At 70.0% G+C, this 19,316-nt stretch carries 20 protein-coding genes; 10 read left to right on the top strand and 10 right to left on the bottom strand.

Annotated features, from left to right (window positions below; genetic code table 11):
• Window positions 1-432: 432 nt before the first annotated feature.
• Window positions 433-1,122, top strand: coding sequence for a CBS domain-containing protein (locus ABTU92_RS12980; RefSeq protein ID WP_408091223.1), 690 nt, complete (start codon window positions 433-435; stop codon window positions 1,120-1,122).
• Between the two features lie 102 nt (window positions 1,123-1,224).
• Here ABTU92_RS12980 and ABTU92_RS12975 read toward each other — a convergent pair whose 3' ends face one another.
• The 6 genes from ABTU92_RS12975 to ABTU92_RS12950 all read right to left on the bottom strand — a co-directional run bounded on the left by ABTU92_RS12975 (window position 1,225) and on the right by ABTU92_RS12950 (window position 6,909).
• The gene (locus tag ABTU92_RS12975) at window positions 1,225-1,929 is read right to left on the bottom strand and encodes an ABC transporter ATP-binding protein (protein ID WP_408091221.1); all 705 of its coding nucleotides are present in this window, start codon (window positions 1,927-1,929) and stop codon (window positions 1,225-1,227) included.
• Window positions 1,929-2,654, bottom strand: coding sequence for an ABC transporter ATP-binding protein (locus tag ABTU92_RS12970; protein WP_408091219.1), 726 nt, complete (start codon window positions 2,652-2,654; stop codon window positions 1,929-1,931). The genes ABTU92_RS12975 and ABTU92_RS12970 overlap by 1 nt, the downstream gene beginning before the upstream one ends.
• The gene (locus ABTU92_RS12965) at window positions 2,651-3,652 is read right to left on the bottom strand and encodes a branched-chain amino acid ABC transporter permease (protein WP_408091217.1); all 1,002 of its coding nucleotides are present in this window, start codon (window positions 3,650-3,652) and stop codon (window positions 2,651-2,653) included. The genes ABTU92_RS12970 and ABTU92_RS12965 overlap by 4 nt, the downstream gene beginning before the upstream one ends.
• Window positions 3,649-4,518, bottom strand: a complete 870-nt coding sequence (locus ABTU92_RS12960) for a branched-chain amino acid ABC transporter permease (protein WP_408091215.1) — start codon at window positions 4,516-4,518, stop codon at window positions 3,649-3,651. Before ABTU92_RS12960 ends, ABTU92_RS12965 begins: the two co-directional genes overlap by 4 nt.
• Before the next feature lie 234 nt (window positions 4,519-4,752).
• The gene (locus ABTU92_RS12955; protein ID WP_408091213.1) at window positions 4,753-5,994 is read right to left on the bottom strand and encodes an ABC transporter substrate-binding protein; all 1,242 of its coding nucleotides are present in this window, start codon (window positions 5,992-5,994) and stop codon (window positions 4,753-4,755) included.
• Window positions 5,995-6,132: 138 nt separating this feature from the next.
• The gene (locus ABTU92_RS12950) at window positions 6,133-6,909 is read right to left on the bottom strand and encodes a Crp/Fnr family transcriptional regulator (protein ID WP_408091211.1); all 777 of its coding nucleotides are present in this window, start codon (window positions 6,907-6,909) and stop codon (window positions 6,133-6,135) included.
• 628 nt (window positions 6,910-7,537) lie between these two features.
• Here ABTU92_RS12950 and ABTU92_RS12945 point away from each other — a divergent pair.
• Window positions 7,538-8,017 (top strand): hypothetical protein, encoded by a 480-nt coding sequence (locus ABTU92_RS12945; protein WP_408091209.1) that lies wholly within the window; start codon window positions 7,538-7,540, stop codon window positions 8,015-8,017.
• 243 nt (window positions 8,018-8,260) lie between these two features.
• The gene (locus tag ABTU92_RS12940) at window positions 8,261-8,560 is read left to right on the top strand and encodes a hypothetical protein (protein ID WP_408091207.1); all 300 of its coding nucleotides are present in this window, start codon (window positions 8,261-8,263) and stop codon (window positions 8,558-8,560) included.
• A gap of 228 nt (window positions 8,561-8,788) precedes the next feature.
• On the opposite strand, the gene ABTU92_RS12935 is transcribed toward ABTU92_RS12940, so the two are convergent.
• On the bottom strand, window positions 8,789-9,904 hold the full coding sequence (locus ABTU92_RS12935) for a DNA topoisomerase IB (RefSeq protein WP_408091205.1): 1,116 nt from the start codon (window positions 9,902-9,904) through the stop codon (window positions 8,789-8,791).
• Window positions 9,905-10,113: 209 nt separating this feature from the next.
• Between ABTU92_RS12935 and ABTU92_RS12930 the strand changes: the two genes are divergently transcribed.
• The 4 genes from ABTU92_RS12930 to ABTU92_RS12915 all read left to right on the top strand — a co-directional run bounded on the left by ABTU92_RS12930 (window position 10,114) and on the right by ABTU92_RS12915 (window position 12,675).
• Window positions 10,114-10,692, top strand: a complete 579-nt coding sequence (locus ABTU92_RS12930; protein ID WP_408091203.1) for an HPF/RaiA family ribosome-associated protein — start codon at window positions 10,114-10,116, stop codon at window positions 10,690-10,692.
• A gap of 127 nt (window positions 10,693-10,819) precedes the next feature.
• Entirely contained in the window at window positions 10,820-11,005 is a 186-nt protein-coding gene (locus tag ABTU92_RS12925; RefSeq protein WP_408091201.1) for a hypothetical protein, read from the top strand.
• Window positions 11,006-11,311: 306 nt separating this feature from the next.
• Window positions 11,312-11,680 carry an ArsR/SmtB family transcription factor gene (locus tag ABTU92_RS12920; RefSeq protein ID WP_408091199.1) on the top strand — a complete coding sequence of 123 codons (369 nt, stop codon included), beginning with the start codon at window positions 11,312-11,314 and terminating at the stop codon, window positions 11,678-11,680.
• A 92-nt stretch (window positions 11,681-11,772) separates the two neighbouring features.
• On the top strand, window positions 11,773-12,675 hold the full coding sequence (locus ABTU92_RS12915) for a 3-hydroxyacyl-CoA dehydrogenase family protein (RefSeq protein WP_408091197.1): 903 nt from the start codon (window positions 11,773-11,775) through the stop codon (window positions 12,673-12,675).
• A gap of 9 nt (window positions 12,676-12,684) precedes the next feature.
• Here the strand turns inward: ABTU92_RS12915 and ABTU92_RS12910 are convergent, their stop codons facing one another.
• Complete coding sequence (locus tag ABTU92_RS12910) at window positions 12,685-13,494, bottom strand: GntR family transcriptional regulator (RefSeq protein ID WP_408091195.1); 810 nt, start codon at window positions 13,492-13,494, stop codon at window positions 12,685-12,687.
• A gap of 487 nt (window positions 13,495-13,981) precedes the next feature.
• Here ABTU92_RS12910 and ABTU92_RS12905 point away from each other — a divergent pair, with 487 nt between their 5' ends.
• From ABTU92_RS12905 to ABTU92_RS12895, 3 genes are all read left to right on the top strand, one after another.
• Window positions 13,982-17,503: an FAD-dependent oxidoreductase gene (locus ABTU92_RS12905; protein WP_408091193.1), complete on the top strand. Its 3,522-nt coding sequence runs from the start codon at window positions 13,982-13,984 to the stop codon at window positions 17,501-17,503.
• A 212-nt stretch (window positions 17,504-17,715) separates the two neighbouring features.
• Window positions 17,716-18,198 (top strand): MgtC/SapB family protein, encoded by a 483-nt coding sequence (locus tag ABTU92_RS12900; RefSeq protein WP_408091191.1) that lies wholly within the window; start codon window positions 17,716-17,718, stop codon window positions 18,196-18,198.
• Window positions 18,199-18,349: 151 nt separating this feature from the next.
• Window positions 18,350-18,553 (top strand): hypothetical protein, encoded by a 204-nt coding sequence (locus ABTU92_RS12895; RefSeq protein ID WP_408091189.1) that lies wholly within the window; start codon window positions 18,350-18,352, stop codon window positions 18,551-18,553.
• A gap of 66 nt (window positions 18,554-18,619) precedes the next feature.
• On the opposite strand, the gene ABTU92_RS12890 is transcribed toward ABTU92_RS12895, so the two are convergent.
• Window positions 18,620-18,949, bottom strand: a complete 330-nt coding sequence (locus ABTU92_RS12890; protein ID WP_408091187.1) for a hypothetical protein — start codon at window positions 18,947-18,949, stop codon at window positions 18,620-18,622.
• Window positions 18,946-19,227, bottom strand: a complete 282-nt coding sequence (locus ABTU92_RS12885) for a hypothetical protein (protein ID WP_408091185.1) — start codon at window positions 19,225-19,227, stop codon at window positions 18,946-18,948. The genes ABTU92_RS12890 and ABTU92_RS12885 overlap by 4 nt, the downstream gene beginning before the upstream one ends.
• Window positions 19,228-19,316 lie beyond the last annotated feature (89 nt).

The following is a 19,316-nucleotide window of genomic DNA, read 5'->3' as shown; positions in this document are numbered from 1 at the left end:
AGTCGTGAGCGGCAACGTCGTGATCGGGTGAGCACGGCGGCCGCGTGGCCGTCCGGCTCCGCTCCCAGCCTTGGGGCGAGGACTCGTGTCCCGAGCGCGGCGCGACGCGCCGCGAACCGGGACCCAGGGGCGATCAGACGAGGCGGTTCGCCGCGCCACTCGTCGCGGCGCCCGTCGTGCGGCCCCTGGGCTCGGCTCTGCGGCGCATCGGGCCTGTGGCCCGACACGTCTTGTCCGGGGCACACGACAGTGTGCGGCGTGACGCGATCCTTCCGCCCCCTCCTCCTCCCGCATCGACCCGAAAAGACTTGCGCCGCGTCAATGCGGGCCGCGCCGGCCGGTCGATGCTTTCACGATGGCTTTCCCGGGCGGCCGGGACATGTCGCCCCGACCGGGTCCGGCAAGAAGCATGCACAAGAGGAGTCCGCCGCCATGAAGGCCTCCGACATCATGACAACCACGCTCGTCACCGTGACCCCGGACACGGCCGTTGCGGACGTCGCCGCGATCCTGCTGGAGAACAGGATCAGTGGCGTCCCGGTGGTCGATCCGGCCGGACGCCCGGTCGGCATCGTCAGCGAGGGCGACCTCGTGCGCCGGGCCGAGGCCGGCACCGGCCACGAGCGCTCGTGGTGGCTGAAGCTGCTGATGGGCCGCGAGGGGCTGGCGGCCGAGTTCGTCAAGGAGCACGCCCGTCGGGTCGCCGACGTGATGACGCGCGAGCTCGTCACCGCGACGCCCGACACCCCGGTCGCCGAGATCGCGAGCCTCCTGGAGCGCCACCGCATCAAGCGCGTGCCGATCGTGAAGGACGGCCGGCTGGTCGGCATCGTCAGCCGGGCCAATCTCCTGCACGCGCTCGCCACCTTGCGCCGGCAGACGCCGGCCAACCCGGTCACCGACGCCGAGCTGCGCACCGCCATCACGGCACGGCTCGAGTCCGAGCCGTGGCTGTCGCCGAACCTGGTCAACGTGACGGTGACGGACGGCGTCGTCGACGCCTGGGGCGTGGTCGACTCGCTCGCCGAGAAGCAGGCGCTGCGCGTCGCCATCGAGGCGACCCCGGGCGTCAAGGCCGTCAACGACAACCTGGTGATCCGCCCGGTGGTCGCCGGCGTGTGAGGCGCCGCCGCAGCGACGCGCGGCCGCCGCCGTCTCGCCCGCTCCCCTCGCGGGAGCAGGGCGACGCGGAGCGCGCCCGCCATGCGCGCCCGCCCGGCGGGATCACATGCCGAGATAGGCTTGCCGCACGCGGTCGTCGGCCAAGAGTTCCTCGCCGGTTCCGGACAGCGTGATGCGGCCATTCTCGAGCACATAGGCGCGGTCGGCGAGTTTTAACGACAGCGCGACGTTCTGCTCGACCAGCACGCAGGTGAGGCCGGCCGCGTTGAGATCCCGGATGGTGCGCAGCACCTCGTGGACGATCGCCGGCGCGAGGCCGAGTGAGGGCTCGTCGAACATCACGAGGTCGGGCTGGCCCATCAGGCAGCGGCCGATCGCCAGCATCTGCTGCTCGCCGCCGGAGAGCGTGCCGGCGGTCTGCTTCAGCCGCTCCTCGAGGATCGGAAACATCTGGAACACGCGGGCGAGCTCGGCGTCGCGCTTGTCGCGCGCCCGCGGCAGCAGCGCGCCCATGTCCAGGTTCTCGCCGACCGTCAGGGTCGGGAACACCTGGCGCCCCTCCGCCACCTGGCCGATGCCGAGATTGCAGACGCGGTGGCTCGGCAGCCCGGCGATCTCCTCGCCCCGATACGTGATGCTGCCGTGCCCCGGCCGGATCATCCCGGCGATGGTGCGGATCAGCGACGTCTTGCCGGCGCCGTTGGCGCCGACGATGGCGACGATGCTGCCCTCGGGCACCTCGAAGGAGACGCGGTCGAGCGCCTGGGCGTCGCCGTAGAACACGTCGAGATCGCGGACCTGGAGCATCAGATCGTCTCCTGGCCGAGATAGGACGTGATCACCTTCTCGTCGCGCACCACCTCCTCGGGCCGGCCGCGGGCGATCGGAGCACCGTGGTGCAGCACCAGCATGTGGCCGGCGAGCGCCATCACGGCCCGCATCACGTGCTCGATGAGCAGGATGGTGACGCCCATGTCGCGGTTGACGCCGCGCAGGATCTCGACCATCCGGTCGGTCTCGGTCGGCCGCAAGCCGGCCATCACCTCGTCGAGCAGCAGCAGCTTCGGATCGGTGGCGAGCGCGCGGGCGAGCTCCAGGCGCTTGCGGTCCGGCAGCGTCAGCGCCGAGGCGCGAAACTCGCGCTTCTCGAACAGGTCGAGGGTGGCGAGCACGTCGCGGGCATGGGCGCGCGCCGCCGCCATGTCGGTGCGGTGGAGGAGCGCGCCGATCACCACGTTGTCCTCGACCGTGAGGGCCGGGAACGGACGCACGATCTGGAACGTGCGGGCGACGCCGAGGCGGCACACCGCGTCCGGCGTGCGGCCCGAGATGCGCTCGCCCTGGAACGTGATGGTGCCCTCGTTCGGCGGCAACACGCCGGCGATCATGTTGAACAGCGTCGTCTTGCCGGCGCCGTTCGGGCCGATCACGGCGAAGATCTCGCCCGCCTGAACCTCGAACGAGACGCGGTCGACCGCGATCAGGCCGCGGAATCGCTTGCCGACGTCGACGACGGAGAGGAGCGCGGTCACGAGCGGCGCCTCGCGAAGCCGAGCTTCTGCGACAGCCACGGCCACACCCCGGTCGGCACCAGATAGATGATCACCATCAGGATCAGGCCGAAGAAGATCGCCTTGGCGCCGGGCGCGTTGATGCCGGCCTTCTCGGTCACGGCGATCAGGATCTCGCCGAGCGGGGTGAGCACGAAGGCGCCGATCACCGGCCCGAACACCGTGCCGGTGCCGCCGACGATGGGCCCGAGGATCAGCTCGATCGAGCGGCTCATGTCGAACAGCTGCGCCGGGAACAGGCTGTTGTAGTAGAAGGCGTAGAACACGCCGCCGACCGCCGTCATCGAGGAGGAGATCAGCACCGCCTTCATCTTGGCGCGGAACACGTCGATGCCGAGCGCGCGCGCCGCCATCTCGTCCTCGCGGATGGCGAGCCACTGGTAGCCGAGCCGCGAGCGCGCGAGCAGCGCCGTCAGCAGCACGGCGAGCACCGCCATGGCGAAGGCGAGATAGTAGAAGAACACCTGTCCGCCGCGCAGATTCCACCACTCGCCGAGCCGGCTCTCCTCGTAGGGGATGAACAGGCCGCCGGCCCCGCCGACGAAGCCGATGTGATCGAAGCCGATGCGGGTGAACTCGGCGAACGCGATGGTGAGGAGCGCGAAGTAGACGCCCTCGATGCCGAAGCGGAAGCCGAGCCAGCCGATCGCCGCGCCGAACATCGCCGCGATCGCGACGGACGGCACCACGCCGAGCCACGGCCCGATGCCGAAATTCACCCACAGGGCGGCCGAGATGTAGCCGCCGAGCCCGACATAGAGGGCGTGGCCGAGCGAGAGCTGGCCGGCGTAGCCCATCATCAGGTTCCAGGCCTGGCCGACATAGACGAAGTACAGGATCAGGGTGAGGACGGAGAGCAGATAACGGGTCGCCGCCACGGGGGCGAACAGCAGCACCAGGAAGGCGAGCACGATCGCCACCCGCCCGCGCCCGTTCATGTCGCGCCACAGCGAGATCATGCCGGCTTCTTTCCGAGCAGGCCCTGCGGCCGCAGCACCAGCACGGCGACCAGGAGGGCGAAGGAGAACATGCTCTTCATCGACGGGGCGATGAGGAAGCCGGCGAGCGCCTCGGAGACGCCGATCAAGAGGCCCGCCACCAGCGCGCCCGCCATCGAGCCGAGACCGCCGATGATGACGATCGTGAAGGCGAGCAGCGTGTAGGCCGGGCCGAGGCTCGGCACCGCGTCGGAGATCATGATCATCAGGGCGCCGGCGGCGCCCACGCAGGCGAGCCCGATGCCGAACGTGATGGCGTAGAGCTTGCGCACGTCGAGCCCGATCACGGCGGCACCGACCAGATTGTCGGCGCAGGCCCGGATCGCCGTGCCGGTGCGGGTGAAGCGGAAGAAGCCGAACAGCGCCGCGCAGACGGCGAGCGCCGCCACGGCCGCGTAGACCCGCACCTTGTCGATGAACAGCGGGCCGATCATGTAGCTGTCGAAGGCGTAGGGCAGATTGGCCGGCTGGGCGTCCGGCCCGAACACGATCAGCACCGCGTTGACGAGCACGATCGCGAGGCCGACCAGCAGGATGAACTGCTCGTGGTCGGGCCGTCCGACGAAGGCGTTGATCAGCGTGCGCTGGAGCGCGAAGCCGATGACGAAGAAGGCGAGCGCGATCGGCACCATCGACACCAGCGGGTCGACCCCGAAGGCGCGGAACAGCACGAAGGCCGCGTACATGGCGACGACGGCGAACTCGCCGTGCGCGAAGTTGACGAGCCGCACCACCCCGAAAATGACCGACAGGCCGAGCGCCATCAGGCCGTAGAGCAGGCCCGTCAGGATTCCCTGGACGACGACGTTGAGCCAGATCGCGAGCATCGGATGGGTATCGACGTGAATGCACCTCCCCGGGCGGAGGCCATCGGGCCGCCGCCCCGGACAGGTGCGGGAAAAATGTGACCGACGAGTTACCTCAGGTCGGCGACCCTGCGCAACCTCCGTTCCGGCAGCCCGGCTGCCCCCTGGCCGGCGCCCGCCCCGACGTCCCGGCCTTCAGGTCCGGCGTCGGGGCGCGAAGGCGGCGCGGCCGTCGCGGGGCGGCGCGGGCGGCGATCAGGAGCGGCCCTGCCAGGGCGGCATCGGCAGCACCGGGGCGGCGTCCGCCACGTCGGGCGGCAGCACCACGGTCGGGGTGCGCTTGCGGTTCTGCACCACCGAGGCCTGGATGTTGTTGTTCTGGCCCTTCTCGTCGAAGGCGATCGGGCCGCCCGTCATCACATGCTCGGTGATCTTGGTCTCCTTGACGGCCTTCATCAGGGTCGGGCCGTCGGCCGTGCCGGCGCGCTTGAAGGCGTCGGCGGCGATCATGATCGCCTCGAACGTGAAGCCGGCGTTGAAGCAGTCGACCTCGAAGCGGTTCGAGGGATGCGCAGTCCGGTAGGCCGCGGCCAGCGCCTGCGTCACCGGCGACTTGGTGTTGGCCCAGGGCAGATTGAAGATGTGGAAGTCGGCCAGCGGGCCGAGCGCCTGGTAGAACTCCTCGTCGTAGAGGCCGGGCGAGCCGGGCGAGATGATGGCCTTCGGCTCGAAGCGCTGGCGCACCATGTCGCGCACCAGCTTGATGGCGTCCGACGAGCGGGTGGTGACGAGCACCAGCTCGGGCGCGACGGCGCGGATCTTCGTCACCTCGACGGCGAGATCCTGCGCCTTCGGGTCGTAAGCGATCGACTCGACCAACGGGAACGGCATCTCGGCGGCCGGGAACAGCTTGTCCATGGCGGCCCGCTGGGCGGTGCCGAAGGTGTCGTTGGCATGGACGAAGACGGCGTTCTTGAACTGGACGTTGGTGGCCGCCATCAAATCCTTCACCAGCTTGAGCCCGTTGCCGACGAGCTGGGCGTTGGTGAGGAAGTTGCGGACCAGGTATTGGTAGCCCTGCTCGGTGAGCTGCGGCACCGAGGCGATATTGATGATCAGCGGCACCTTGCGCTGCTCGCAGACCTGCGCCATCGCCAGCGTCGCGCCGGACTCGAAGGCGCCGACCACGGCCTGAGCGCCCTCGGCGATCGCCCGCTCGGTCTGGGTGCGCGCCACGTCGACATTGGACTCGAAGTCGACATTGATCAGCTCGACCGCGTAGCCGAGATCGGCCAGCACCTTGGGCGCGACCACGGCGCCGCGATGGCAGGACTGGCCGGCGGCCGCGAACAGGCCCGAACGCGGCAGCACCACGGCGACCTTGATGGTCTTCGCCTGGGCCCGCACGATCGCCGGCGCCGCCAGCACGGTCGCGCCGGCCGCCGCACCGGCCAGGACATCACGCCGGCTCGGCCGGCGACGGTCGTCGAAATGCATGGGCCACTCCTCCTGGGAATTATTTCCGCCCGTTGAGAATTGGCGCGGATCGTAGGGGGACGGCCCGGGGCGGGCAAGCGACTCTTCGGCGCGTCCGCAGAGTCCCGCATTTCCGGGCTGCTCGCGCGCCCGAGCGGATCACGCGGCCGGCGGACGGCCGGGCGGCAGGCGAAAATCGGCGATCGTCGCGAGCGCCACCGGATCGATCAGCCGGACCGACGCCGCCTTGGTCTCGATCAGGCGCTCGCGCTTGAGTTGCTGCAGGGTGCGATTGACGTGGACGACCGACAGGCCGAGCGCGTCCGCCATCACCTCCTGGGTCAGGGGCAGCGGAACGAACGACCCCAGTCGAAATCCGATCTCGTCGAGCCGATGGCCGAGCTCGAGCAGCAGGTGGGCGACCCGCTCCTGGGCGGTCTGGCGGCCGAGCCGGACCACATGGTCGAGCAGCAACGCCTGCTGGCGGGCATGCGCCGCCGCCAGGGCGCGGACCAGACCGGGGAAACGGTCCGGCTCGCGCCCCATCTCCCACAGGCAGCCGGTGCCCGCAATCGACACGGTCGTCAGGGTGACGGCCGAGGTGGTGGCGAACGGCTCGGGGCCGAGCGCATGGCCGAACAGGTCGCCCGGCAGGAGGAAGTCGAAGATCTGGCGTCGCCCATCCGGCAGCAAACGCAGCCGGCAGGCCCAGCCGGCGAGCAGCGCGCCGGGCTTGCGCAACGGCTCACCCTCGACGTAGAGCGCCGCCCCGGCCGGAACCTCGCCCGGCGCCGCACAGGTCTGCCGGATCATCGAGCGCTCCTGGTCCGACAGGACCGCATCCGACAGGACGGCGAGCCGCGACAGCCGCCGCCAGAGCAGCTCGTGCGGCTTGCGATCGACGAAGCGCGGGTTAGCGGCGGCGCCTGAGGCCATGTCGGTCTGCTTCACCCCTCGGCCACGACGGGAGCACCCCGCGATGGGAACGAGGCGGCGACGAGCCCGGTTCCCGGCCGGCCGGCTGCGCCACCCGGCCGCACGCGCCGTCGAGCACCCAGCCGTCGAGCACGCAGCCGTCAGAGGAGCGGGGGCGCGGCGGGGGTGCGGCACGCGCCAGGCTCGCCTTCCGAGAGCCGAGCAGAACACGGCTCGCGGCGGCTGCCCACCATTCAGGCGTGGTGTTCACCATGATGTGTCGGCGGAGCGACTAAACGAGGCGCGGCGGAACCGTGTCTCCGCCGCGTCGGTTTCTTGAGAAGACCGCGCCAACCGATCACGAGAACGAGAGCGGACGCGCGACAACATTGGATAGCCAAGTAAAACTCGCCTTCATTAACCCAGAATAAGCTCGTGATATTTTTTTGCGCCGGGAACGGCGCCCCGGAACTCTGCTTTCGTTTGCAGGAGGGTTGATCCGGCCCCGTCCGGACAGCCGGCCGACAGCGCCGCGCGACGGCGCCTTCGATGCGCACCCGCGAGAGGGTCCGCATCCGGGTCCGTCGTGCGGACCATGCGGGGCCGACGCCGAGAGGCCGCCCCGTCAGCTCGAAAGGAGAGACCCCCGATGTGCGACTACAGCCTGCAACACGTCGCGACTCGTGCCGCGAAGGTCGGCGACACCCTGGTGACCACCAAGTTCAACAACTCGATCACGCGCGGGTTCTCCGAGGCGGGCGTGCCGAACGTGGCGGTCTGCATCCTCCCGGGCACCGAGCTCGCCTTCGACCATGACGTCGAGTGCGATCACGCGCTCGGCTTCTTCCCGAGCCGCAAGCTGCGCGAGCGCGTCGCCCGTTTCCGGCAGATCAACATGGACAACCCGTACGAGCACCACGATGCGCTCGAGTTCCCGAGCGGCCAGGTCGTCCTGCTGACACGGCTGTGCGAGGGCCAGATGGCCACGGTGCTGCAGCTGCCGGCCGGCGTCACCGGCTCCGAGCAGGAGCACCACCACGAGCACCCGACGGCCACTGCCACGGCCGCGGAGCCGACCGCGCGGTCGGCGGAGACGCCCGCGGCCCCCTCGGATCGCGCCGTGGTCTGACGCGCAGATAACCAAAGCACGTTTTACGAGACGGGGCGACGGGATACACCGGACGCCCCGTCTTTGTTGCGATGCAAGCGAACCTTCTCGGCGCTCCGACGTTTGTCTCTCGAGCGTGCCGGACGCCCTGTTTTCGGTCCTTTCTTCCCTCCCCCCTTCGACTTTCGATCAAGCGGCTCTGGCACAAGGTGGAAAAAAATTCGCGACTGCGAAAATGACTTTGCGCGTCTGCGAAACTGTGGTGTGCTGATGGCGTTTCCCACCGCGGCGGCGAGCGAGCCCTCAATGTTCGTACGAGAGCATCAATTGCACGGACACGACGAGATCGTCCGCTTTCTCGAGACGATCAAGAAGAAGGGACTCATTTCCGAGTATCTGGTGAGCTGGAACGGTCGCGACGGCCGGCTGACCCCGAAAGTCACGGTGTGGCGCCAGGACGGCACGCTGCCTGTTCATCGCGTCAAGGGGGCGATCGCCCGCAAGCTCTTCGGTCTGATCCCCGCCGAGCGCATCAACATCATCGCCGAGCGTCCGCAGGCCTGATCACGACCTCTCGGTTCGGCTCGCCTTCGCGTCCGCGACGCTGCGACCGCGCGGAACCGCACCTCACACCGCCGACGCAGCAGAATCCCTTCAAGGTCGACGCGAGCCGCTCGACGAAGGTCGTACGCGCATTTCCGAATGTGAGAGCGACACGCGCGGCGGCCCGAGCAGGTCGCATCCACCGCGTTCGGCGCACGACCCGCGCCGCGCGCGGCAGCGAGAGGTTCGTCAGCTCGCCATGCCGACCAGCACCTGGGCGACGATCTGCTCACGCCGCGCCGCCGTGCGGCACTGCTTCATGGTGGCCGAGAAGCCCTCCAGCACGCCGGTCTCGAAGGCCGTCACGACGGTCTCGTGGACGTAGCTCTTGCGGCAGATCGCCGGCGTGTTGGCGAGGCTGTCCGCGGCGGCGCGGACCGCCTCCAGCACCTGCTTGCGGCGGCCGCGGGCGCTCGCGGCCGGCACCGTGCGGGCGAGCGTCTCCAGCACCATGGCGGAAGCGCAGAGCGTGCGGAAATCCTTTACCGAGATCTTGGCGCCTGCGACCTCCTGCAGGAACGCGTTGATGTCCTGACGACGCACGATGTGGATCGCGTCGGCCGCGTCGCGATACTGGAACAGCCGGCGCCCCGGCAGCGTCAGGAGCGTGCGCAGCGCCGCGGCGAGACGCGCCGAGGTCACCGCCTTGCTCACCGCCTTGCCGCCCTTCGCCTTGAACGACAGCGCGACCGTGTCGCCCTCGATCCGGACATTGGACTTGAGGAGCGTCGCCGCCCCGCGCGTGCCGCGCTGCCTGGCATAGGCCTCGTCCCCGGCCCGGATCGCCGTGCAGGCGATCAGCTCGATCGCGCAGGCGAGCGCGAAGGCCCGGCTCGGCGTCTGCGCCGAAAGGTGCCGGGTCACGGCGCGCCGCACCACCGGCAGACGTTGCACGAGACGCAGCAGCCGCTGCGCCTTGCGACGCTCGCGCACCTTCACCCAGTCGGGATGGTAGCGGTACTGGGTCCGGCCCGCGTCGTCGCGCCCGATCGCCTGGATGTGGGCGCGCGGGTCGGCCGCGAAGCGCACGTCGGCGTAAGCGGGTGGCACGGCGAGCGAGGCGAACCGCGCGAGCGTCTCCGCATCGCGCACCGGCGTGCCGTCGGCGTCCACATAGGACCAGCCGCGGCCCCGCTTCGTCCGCCGGATCGACAGCGACGCGGCCTCCACCCGCAGGAGACCGATCCGCCGGGTGAGACGGTCGGCACGCCGACCGCCCGGCCCGCAGGACTTTCCGCCGGCGCCCGGAGCCGGTTCAGCATCCCGACCGGGAGTCGGCGACGGCGCGGCGGAGGATTTCGGCATCGGGGATGACCTGGTTGTTGTTCTTAGCGAAAAATCAATTCCGCCCGATCCATGCTGGTTCCGGGCGACAATGCCCTCCCCGCCCCGCTGCGCCCCACCCGACGGCGCGGCCCACCGCCGCGCATCCTGGAAATCCCGCGCAGGAATGCCTAGATTGGGGCATTGTGAATCGTCCCGCGCCTTCCTCCTCACCGCTTGTCAGGTGACCAATGCAAGTTCCCGTCGACATCGCTTTCCACAACATCGACTCCTCGGACTGGGCGGAGACCATGATCCGCAACCGGGTCGCGGACCTCGAGCGTCTGTTCGAGCGGATCACGTCGTGCCGGGTCCGGGTCGATCAGCGTGCCAAGTCGAACGGCTCCTCGATCCCGCCCGTGGTGCGGATCGAGATCGGCATCCCCGGCCGCGCCGATCTGGTCGTCAGCCACGAGCCGGAGCATCTGCAACGGAAGTATCAGCGGCCCGATCTGCAGAAGGCGATCAACGAGGCGTTCCGCATCGCCGAGCGGCAGCTCGTCGGCCTCAAGGAGCAGCGGCAGGGCAAGACCAAGGCGATCTACAGCGACATCCAGAACCAGAAGCTCGGGCAGGTCGCCGAGGTGCAGCCGGAGCAGGACTTCGGCTATCTCGTCACGTCGGAGGGCAGCCTGCTCTACTTCCACCGCAACAGCGTCCTGGCCGGCGATTTCGACGCGCTCGGACGCGGCGACGAACTTTACTACGTCGAGGGTGTTGGCGACACGGGTCCGGTCGCCACCAAGGTGCGGGTGAAGTCCGCCGAGTAGCCGGCGCAAGTCCTCGCATCGGCGGCAGGCCCCGGCGCGCGATCCCGTGCGCCGGTCGTCAGCCTCTGGGCTTGGTCTCGGGACCTCGGTCTCGGGGCCCGGCCCTCCCCCGTCGAGGACGCCGCCCGTGACCGAGAACATCCATCGTCCAGTTCAGAACGATCCTAAACAGGATCCCAAGACCCGCGACAAGAGCGGTCAGCAGGGCACCCACGAGCCGTGGAAGGAGCCGGGCCAGCGCTCGCAGCAGACCGGCCATCAGGGCAAGGTCGCCCCGACCGGACGCCGACCCGCCGGCGGAACGAACGACTGAGCGCCGGGAGCGAGACCGGGCCCGGGCGCGGCCGGGCGCTCATCGAAGCGATTGCTCGGCCGCACCGTCGCACCAGCGTCGGACGCGGGGTCGTGCATCTCCGGCCAGCGCGGCGGCGCGCTGACAGACCTTCAATATCGTGATATTTGAAACAATGGCTGGGCCGCGACGGCGGCGGCAGCCGGCGTCTCGGCCCGGGCTCGCGCACCACTGAGAACGACTCCTTCGCGAATGACACTACTAGACCGTCACTGCCTAGAACGATCATCGAGACCGACAAACAGGGCCACCGAGACAGGACCACGCATGAACCTTCAGACCCCCGTCGCCCGCCGCACGCGGACGTCCTCCGCCGGCAGCGCGGTCGATGTCGGCACCATGCGGGCCAATGCCCGCGAGGCGAGCGAATTCCTGAAAGCCCTGTCGCACGAGGCCCGCCTGGTCATCCTCTGCATGCTGACCGAGGGCGAGAAGTCGGTCAGCGAGATCGAGCAGACCGTGAAGCTCCGCCAGCCGGCCGTGTCGCAGCAGCTCGCGCGGCTGCGCGCCGACGACCTCGTCGAGACGCGCCGGGACGGCAAGAACGTCTACTACTCGCTCGCCCGTCCCGAGGTCCGCGAGATCATCGCGGCGCTCCACAAGTCGTTCTGCAAGCCGGCCCGTCGCGGCCGCTGATCCCGCGGCGTTGCCGCGCGTCGTCGCCGTCGTGGCCTGCCCGGCCGGGCGGCCGCCGGTTCGGGCGAAGCATTTCCAGACAGGAGCACGAGGTGACGGGCAAGACCATCGCGGTCGTGGGTGGCGGCCTGATGGGCCACGGTATCGCCTTCCTGTTCGCCGCCGCCGGCCATCCCGTGCGCCTCTTCGAGCCGACCGAGGCGGTGCGGACGGCGCTGCCGGACCGGCTCGCCGGGCTTTGTGATCTGCTCGGGCGCGACCGCGCCGTCGTCGATCGAATCGCGATCTTCGACCGTCTCGCCCCGGCCGCCACCGGCAGCGACGTGGTGTTCGAGGCGGCCCCCGAGAAGCTCGCGCTCAAGCGCGCCCTGTTCGCCGAGCTGGAGGGCGTCGTCGCGCCCGAGACGATCCTGGCCAGCAACTCCTCGGCCATCCCGAGCACCGAGATCGGCCGTCATCTGGCGCATCGCGGCCGCGTCGTCGGCACTCATTTCTGGAACCCGCCGCATCTGGTCCCGCTGGTCGAGGTGATCCAGACCGAATGGACCACCGACACGACGATCGCCGCGACCATGGATCTGCTGCGCGCCGCCGGAAAGGCGCCCGTGCATGTGCGGCGCGACATTCCCGGCTTCATCGGCAATCGGCTCCAGCACGCGCTCAAGCGCGAGGCGATCGCGCTGCTCGCCGCCGGCGTCGCCGACGCGGCCACGATCGACACCGTCGTGAAGACCGGCTTCGGGGCGCGGCTCGCCGTGCTCGGTCCGCTCGAGCAATGCGACCTCGTCGGCCTCGATCTCACGCTCGACATCCAGGAGACGCTGGTCCCGCAGCTCGACCGCTCGGCCGAGCCGACCGACTTCCTCCGTGCCAAGGTGGCCGACGGCAAGCTCGGAATGAAGACCGGCGAAGGCTTTCGCACCTGGACGCGCGAGGAGGCCGACGCCGTGCGCGAGCGGCTGAACCGCGCGCTGACCGCACGACGTGACGGCTAGTCTAGAGTCTCACCCGGCCGGATCGTCGCGGCCGTTCCCCAGCGCACCGCCGCGGGTCGACCGTCGCGCGCCGTTGGTCGGGCGGGTCAGCGCCTCGTCGTCGTCCGCATCCGCGGTCGCGTCGAACGCCACCCCGGCTGCCGCCGACCGCTCCTCCTCGGTGAGCCCGCCACCGGCCTCCAGCAGCTGCGCCCGCATCGTCCGGATGTGACGGCGGGCCGCCGCCTCGGCGGCGTCGGGATCGCGGGCCGCGATGGCGGCGACGACCGCCGCATGCTCCTCCGCGGCGCGCACCTTGCGCGCATGATGGTCGACCGGTATCGCCCGCACCATCCGGAACAGGTTGAGCGAGCCGCGCAGCATGGCCTGCAGGGCCGGATTGTGCGCCGCCTGCGCCAGCGCCTCGTGGAAGTCGACCAGCGCGAGGCTCGACTGCTCGTCGGTGGCGGCCGGATCGGCGATGCAGGCCTCGAGCCTTGCGATGTCCTCGGTCTCGGCCCGCTCGGCGGCGAGCCGCGCCGCCATCCCTTCCAGCGCCTCGCGGATCGCCAGCATGTCGGAGATGTCGCGCTCGTTCGGCGCCTTCACGGACGCCCCGCGACGCGGTTCGATCACCACCAGCCCGACCTGCTCCAGCCGCCGCAACGCCTCGCGCACCGGCGACCGGCTGGTGCGGAACCGCTTGGCGATGTCGGGCTCCGACAGGCGCTGCCCGCTCTTGAGCGCACCCTGCACGATGAGGCGCTCGAGATGCATCTCGATCTGACGCGACAGCGACACCAGCGCCGGCACGTCGAAGGACAATTCTGAATCGGTCATGACACGGCCCGACTTGATCGACCGTCGCCACGAGGTCCGGTCCGGCACATGCTGAGCATGGCCGGACGCCGGCCTCGGCCGCGCGCGGTCTTTTCGGTACGACGCCCGGAAACAGTCTCGCTTTCGCCGACCATGTGTCGTCGGCCACGTTTCGCAGACCAGCTTCGCCGACCTAAGTGGCGCATTTGCACCCGGGCCTCCTGCAGACGCGTCCACGTCCGCTCGGCAACCGATAGAGACACCTAATTCTTCGCCTGCGCCATTAGTCCTATCACGGGGGTAGTAAAAAACCGTGGTGGAACCCAAAAACCCGCCCGTCCGGGTAGGTGGGCTCACCCGGAACCCGCCGGAACGGCACGGCCGGGGGCGATTCGGCCCCTCTCGATTCGTGCTATAGCCGTCCTCGGCCCCAAACGACCGCGCCGACGGGCGCAGCAGCGTAGACCAGGACAGCTTTCCCGACATGACCTCGCCGATCGATTCTGTCGTGCGTCCCGTATCTCCGGCGTCCGGCACCCCGAGCGCCGACGCGGCGCCCCTCCGCCTCGCCCAGGGCTTCGCTTTCGCCGACCTCTACGACCGCGACGGACTGGTGCGGCTCGACGCCGCCTTCGTGTCCTGGCTGGCGGCCGCCGACCAGGGCCTGCACGATCGCCTGATGGTCGCCCGCGCGACACCGGACGCCGTCGCGGCCAAGGACGAGTCCGAGCTGCTGATCGCGCTCGCCCCGCATGTCGAGGATTTCCTCGCCGACCTGTTCGGAATCGGCGCCGAGGTGCGCGCCCTGCAGGCCCGCCACCACGCGCTCGCCCCGCTCTACACCGTGAAGCGCCTGTTCGTGCAGCGCCGCGCCGCCAAGAAATACGGCCCGGCCGCAGCCACCGCCTTCGACGGCGACGCCCTCGCGGCCGAGGTCGAGAAGGTGCTGGGCGGGCCGCTCGACGAGCTCGCCTTCGCCACCTTCGTGGCGCCGATCTTCGAGAAAGAGGCCGAGCACGCCGAGGTGCTCGATCTTTTCGCCCGCTACGCCGCCTGGGCCACCCACACGGCCGAAGGCCAGCACCGCCACCACGGCGGCGTCCTGTTCAAGGCGCCCGGCAAGATCGATCCGATGCGGCTGGTGCCGGTCGAGACCGAAGTGGTCGAGGGCGTGACGGTGTTCAAGCTCTCCGACGACCACCGCCGCTTCCGCGAGGGCTTCGATCTCACCGACTGCGGCACCGATCTGACCGGCGCGCTCGATCACGCCAACTACTGCATCTGGTGCCACAACCAGGGCAAGGATTCCTGCTCGCGCGGCCTCAAGGAGAAGGCCGGCGGCTTCCGGCGCAACGAGTTCGGGGTGCCGCTCGCCGGCTGCCCGCTCGAGGAGAAGATCTCCGAGATGAATCTCGTCAAGGCCGGCGGCCACACGGTCGGGGCGCTGGCGATCGTGACGATCGACAATCCGATGTGCGCGGCGACCGGCCACCGCATCTGCAACGACTGCATGAAGTCGTGCATCTACCAGAAGCAGGACCCGGTCGACATCCCGCAGGTCGAGACCCGCGCCCTCAAGGACGTGCTGGCGCTGCCGTGGGGCTTCGAGATCTACTCGCTCCTGACCCGCTGGAACCCGCTCAACCTGCGCCGCCCGCTGCCCAAGCCCGACACCGGCCGCAGCGTGCTGGTCGTCGGCCTCGGCCCGGCCGGCTTCACGCTCTCGCATCACCTGATGAACGACGGCCACGGCGTCGTCGCGGTCGACGGCCTCAAGATCGAGCCGCTGGATCCTTCGATCTCCGGCACCGAGATGTCGGGCGCCCGCGTGCCGTTCCGGCCGATCCGCGATCTCGCCGAGTTGGAGGAGAATCTCGGCACCCGCGTGATGGCCGGCTTCGGCGGTGTCGCCGAATACGGCATCACGGTGCGCTGGAACAAGAACTACCTCAAGCTGATCCGGCTGCTGCTGGAGCGCCGGGCGCAGTTCAAGATGTTCGGCGGCATAAGGTTCGGCGGCACGCTGACGATCGACGAGGCGTTCGGGCTCGGCTTCGACCACGTCGCGCTGTGCACGGGCGCCGGCAAGCCGACCGTCGTCGACATGAAGAACGGGCTCGCCACCGGCGTGCGCCAGGCCTCCGACTTCCTGATGGCGCTGCAGCTCACCGGCGCGGCGAAGCCGGACAGTATCGCCAACCTGCAAATCCGCCTGCCCGTCGTCGTCATCGGCGGCGGCCTCACCGCGATCGACACGGCGACCGAGGCGCTCGCCTACTATCCGCTGCAGGTCGAGAAGTTCCTGGCCCGCTACGAGGCGCTCGCGGCCGAGCGCAGCGAGCCGCAGGTGCGGGCCGCCTGGAGCGAGGCGGAGACGCTGATCGCCGACGAGTTCATCGACCACGCGCGAAAAATCAGGGCGGAGCGGGACGCTGCAGCGCGTGAAAACCGGCCGGCGCGGCTCGCCGAGCTGGTCAAGGGCTGGGGCGGCGTCACGGTCGCCTATCGGCGCCGCATGGTCGAGGCGCCGAGCTACACGCTCAATCACGAAGAGATCGCCAAGGCGATGGAGGAAGGCATCTGGTTCGCCGAGCGCCTCTCCCCGACCGAGGTGGTCCTGGACAATTACGGCCACGCGCGCGCGCTGAAACTCGCCCGTCAGGGCGAGGTGCCGGGCGAGGCCGAGGTGACGCTGCCGGCCCGCACCATCGTGGTCGCAGCCGGCACCCAGCCCAACACGACGCTGGCCCGCGAGGATGCCGCCATGGCGCTCGACGGCAAGTATTTTCGCGCGCGCGACGAGGCGGGTGCGACGGTCTCGCCGGAGCGGATCGCCAAGCCCTCGGTCGCCCATGTGCTGACGGACATTCGCGCGGACGGGCGCGCCGTCAGCTTCTTCGGCGACCTGCATCCCTCCTTCGCCGGCAATGTCGTGAAGGCGATGGCGAGCGCCAAGCAGGGCTTCCCGGTCGTCGCCCGGCTGCTCGCGACGCTCGACACCGCGCCGCCGGATCGCGCCGCGCTGTATCAAAAGCTCGACCACGAGCTGCGCGCCACCATCCACGCTGTCAACCGCCTCACCCCGACCATCGTCGAGGTGGTGGTGAAGGCGCCGGCGGCGGCGCGCGCCTTCGAGCCCGGCCAGTTCTACCGGCTGCAGAACTACGAGACCTTCGCGACCCGGGTCGACGGCACGGCGCTCGCCATGGAGGGCCTCGCCCTCACCGGCGCCTGGACGGACCGCGACGAGGGCCTGCTCGCCACGATCGTGCTGGAGATGGGCGGCTCGTCGGACCTCTGCGCCACGCTGCGGCCCGGCGAGCCGGTGATCCTGATGGGCCCGACCGGCGCGCCGACCGAGATCGAGCCAGGCGAGACCGTGCTCCTGATCGGCGGCGGCCTCGGCAACGCCGTGCTGTTCTCGATCGGCGAGGCGGCCCGCGCCCGCGGCGGCAAGGTGCTCTACTTCGCCGGCTACAAGCAGATCCGCGACCGCTACAAGGTCGCCGAGATCGAGCGCGCCGCCGACGCGATCGTGTGGTGCTGCGACGAGGCGCCGGGCTTTTCCGCCGACCGGCCGCAGGACAAGACCTTCGTCGGCAACATGGTGGCGGCGCTGGAGGCCTACGCGACCGGGGCGCTCGGCGACCAGCCGGTCGACCTCGGCGACATCGACCGGGTGATCGCGATCGGCTCGGACGGCATGATGGCGGCGGTCGCGCGCGCCCGCCACGGCATGCTGGCCGCGCATCTCAAGCCCGGCCACAAGGCGATCGGCTCGATCAACTCGCCCATGCAATGCATGATGAAGGAGATCTGCGCGCAGTGCCTGCAGGTCCACAAGGACCCGGCGACCGGCACCGAAACCGTGGTGTTCTCCTGCGCCAACCAGGACCAGGAGCTCGACCGCGTCGACTTCGCCAATCTGAGGAGCCGCCTCTCCCAGAACGGCACCCAGGAGAAGCTCACCAAGCTGTGGATCGACCGCGCGCTCCGCCAGCTCGACCTGCGCGGCCACACGGCGGGGTGAGATCGACGTCGCTGCCGCCATGGCACGACGCCGGCTCCCCCTCTCCCCGCGCGCGGGGAGAGGGTCGAGGTGAGGGGGCGCCTCGGACAAGCTCGGACTCGCGGCGACGCCCCCTCACCCGGACTTCGCGCCTTCGGCGCGAAATCCGACCTCTCCCCGCTGGCGGGGAGAGGTGACGGCAACTCGCTCCGCCGGGCGGATGAAGGCACGTCATGGACTGGACCGACATCGCCCTGCGTCTGACCGCGGCCACCGTGGTCGGCATGATCCTCGGGCTCAACCGCGACCTGCACGGCAAGCCGACCGGGATGCGGACGCTCGGCCTCGTCGGTCTCGGCGCCGCGCTCGCCGTGATGGCGGCGGTCGATCCCTCGATCCAGGAGCAGGACCGGCTCACCGACGTCAGCCGGGTCGTCCAGGGCATCCTCACCGGCATCGGGTTTCTGGGCGCCGGCGTGATCGTGCGCGGCTCCGGCGACGCCCGGGTGCGCGGCCTCACCACGGCGGCCTGCATCTGGGTGACGGCGAGCCTCGGCGCGGCCTGCGCGGTCGCGGCCTGGACCGTGATCGCGATCGCCCTGCCCCTGTTGTTCTTCGTGCTGCTCGCCGGCGGCCCGATCGAGAAGGCGATCCGGACGCGCTACGGCACCGGCAAGCCGGACGGCGACGCCTCCGGGCCGCCGGCGGCGCCCTGATCTCACGCACGCCACCTTCGAACGACACCGCCCACGCCGGCCGGCCGCCCACGCGAGACGGCCCGCGGTCACGGTTTCTTCCTTACGCGAAGCTCCTTAAGCGAAGCATCAACGATCCGATGCTATGATGAGCAATCGAGGGGGACTGACGATGCGTACAGTCACCGACTTCTCCGGCACGGTCCACTCCGCCACGCTTCTCGGAATGGGCATCATCCTGGCCGACACGGCCCGCCGCGGACACCACGACCTCGCCCGCGAGATCGCCGCCCACCTGGACATCCACATCCACGATCTCGCCCCAGTGGTCGACGAGCACGATCTGCGCGAGCTGAAGGCCGTGCTCGACGGGTGAGCGGCCGGACACGGCTGTGCGACCCGCGCGTGACGCGGGCTGCCGCGCGACGCCGTGATGCTCGACCTACTCCGCCTCGAACGCTTCCCGCTTCCGCAACGCCGCCACGACCTCCCGGCGGCTGAGCACCGACCACACCTCGCGCACCGCTTCCTCGGTCGATTCCGCGCTGCGGTCGCGGAACCGCTCCATCACGTCGCGGAGATCGAGCACGGCGCGGTCGACCGAGGGCGGCAGTGCGAGCGTCATGGTCGGCGTGTTGAACGGCCCCTTGGGATCGAACAGCCGGCCGATCGCGTCCATCACCCGATCGAAGTCCGGAGCGTCGCTGCGCAGCGCCGCGGCGATCAGGTTGTAGGCCTCGGCGAGGCGGTCGTGCAGCGCCGCCTCGTTCATTGCTTCGACCGGCTGACGAACTTGTGGAAGCGCGAGACCTTGCCGTCCGCCGTCTTGTCCTGATGCAGGAAGGCGAGATCGGCCTCGTCGAACTTCTCGAAGAACGCGTCCCAGGACAGCGTCTCGAGCGTGTCGTCCTTGGGGCCGAAGTCGACTCGCAGGATCCCGGCGTGCTCGCCGCCCGTCTCGGTCCCCTCGACGGTCGCCGGATGGCCGCCGCGCTCCTCCACCCATTTGCGGATGGCGTCGTGGTCGGTCGTGACCTTGCCCTGTGACATCGGCTTCTCCTCGCGTCCTCGCTCCGACAGCGGCGTGTCGGCCGTCGGTGCGGAAACCGTCGGGCTCCGTCGCGTGTTCCACGTCGGGC

Source organism: Rhodoplanes sp. SY1 (assembly GCF_046000175.1).
Lineage (GTDB): Bacteria > Pseudomonadota > Alphaproteobacteria > Rhizobiales > Xanthobacteraceae > Rhodoplanes.
Note: the sequence above shows the minus strand (reverse complement) of the source record. Positions and strands in the feature narration are given on the sequence as shown.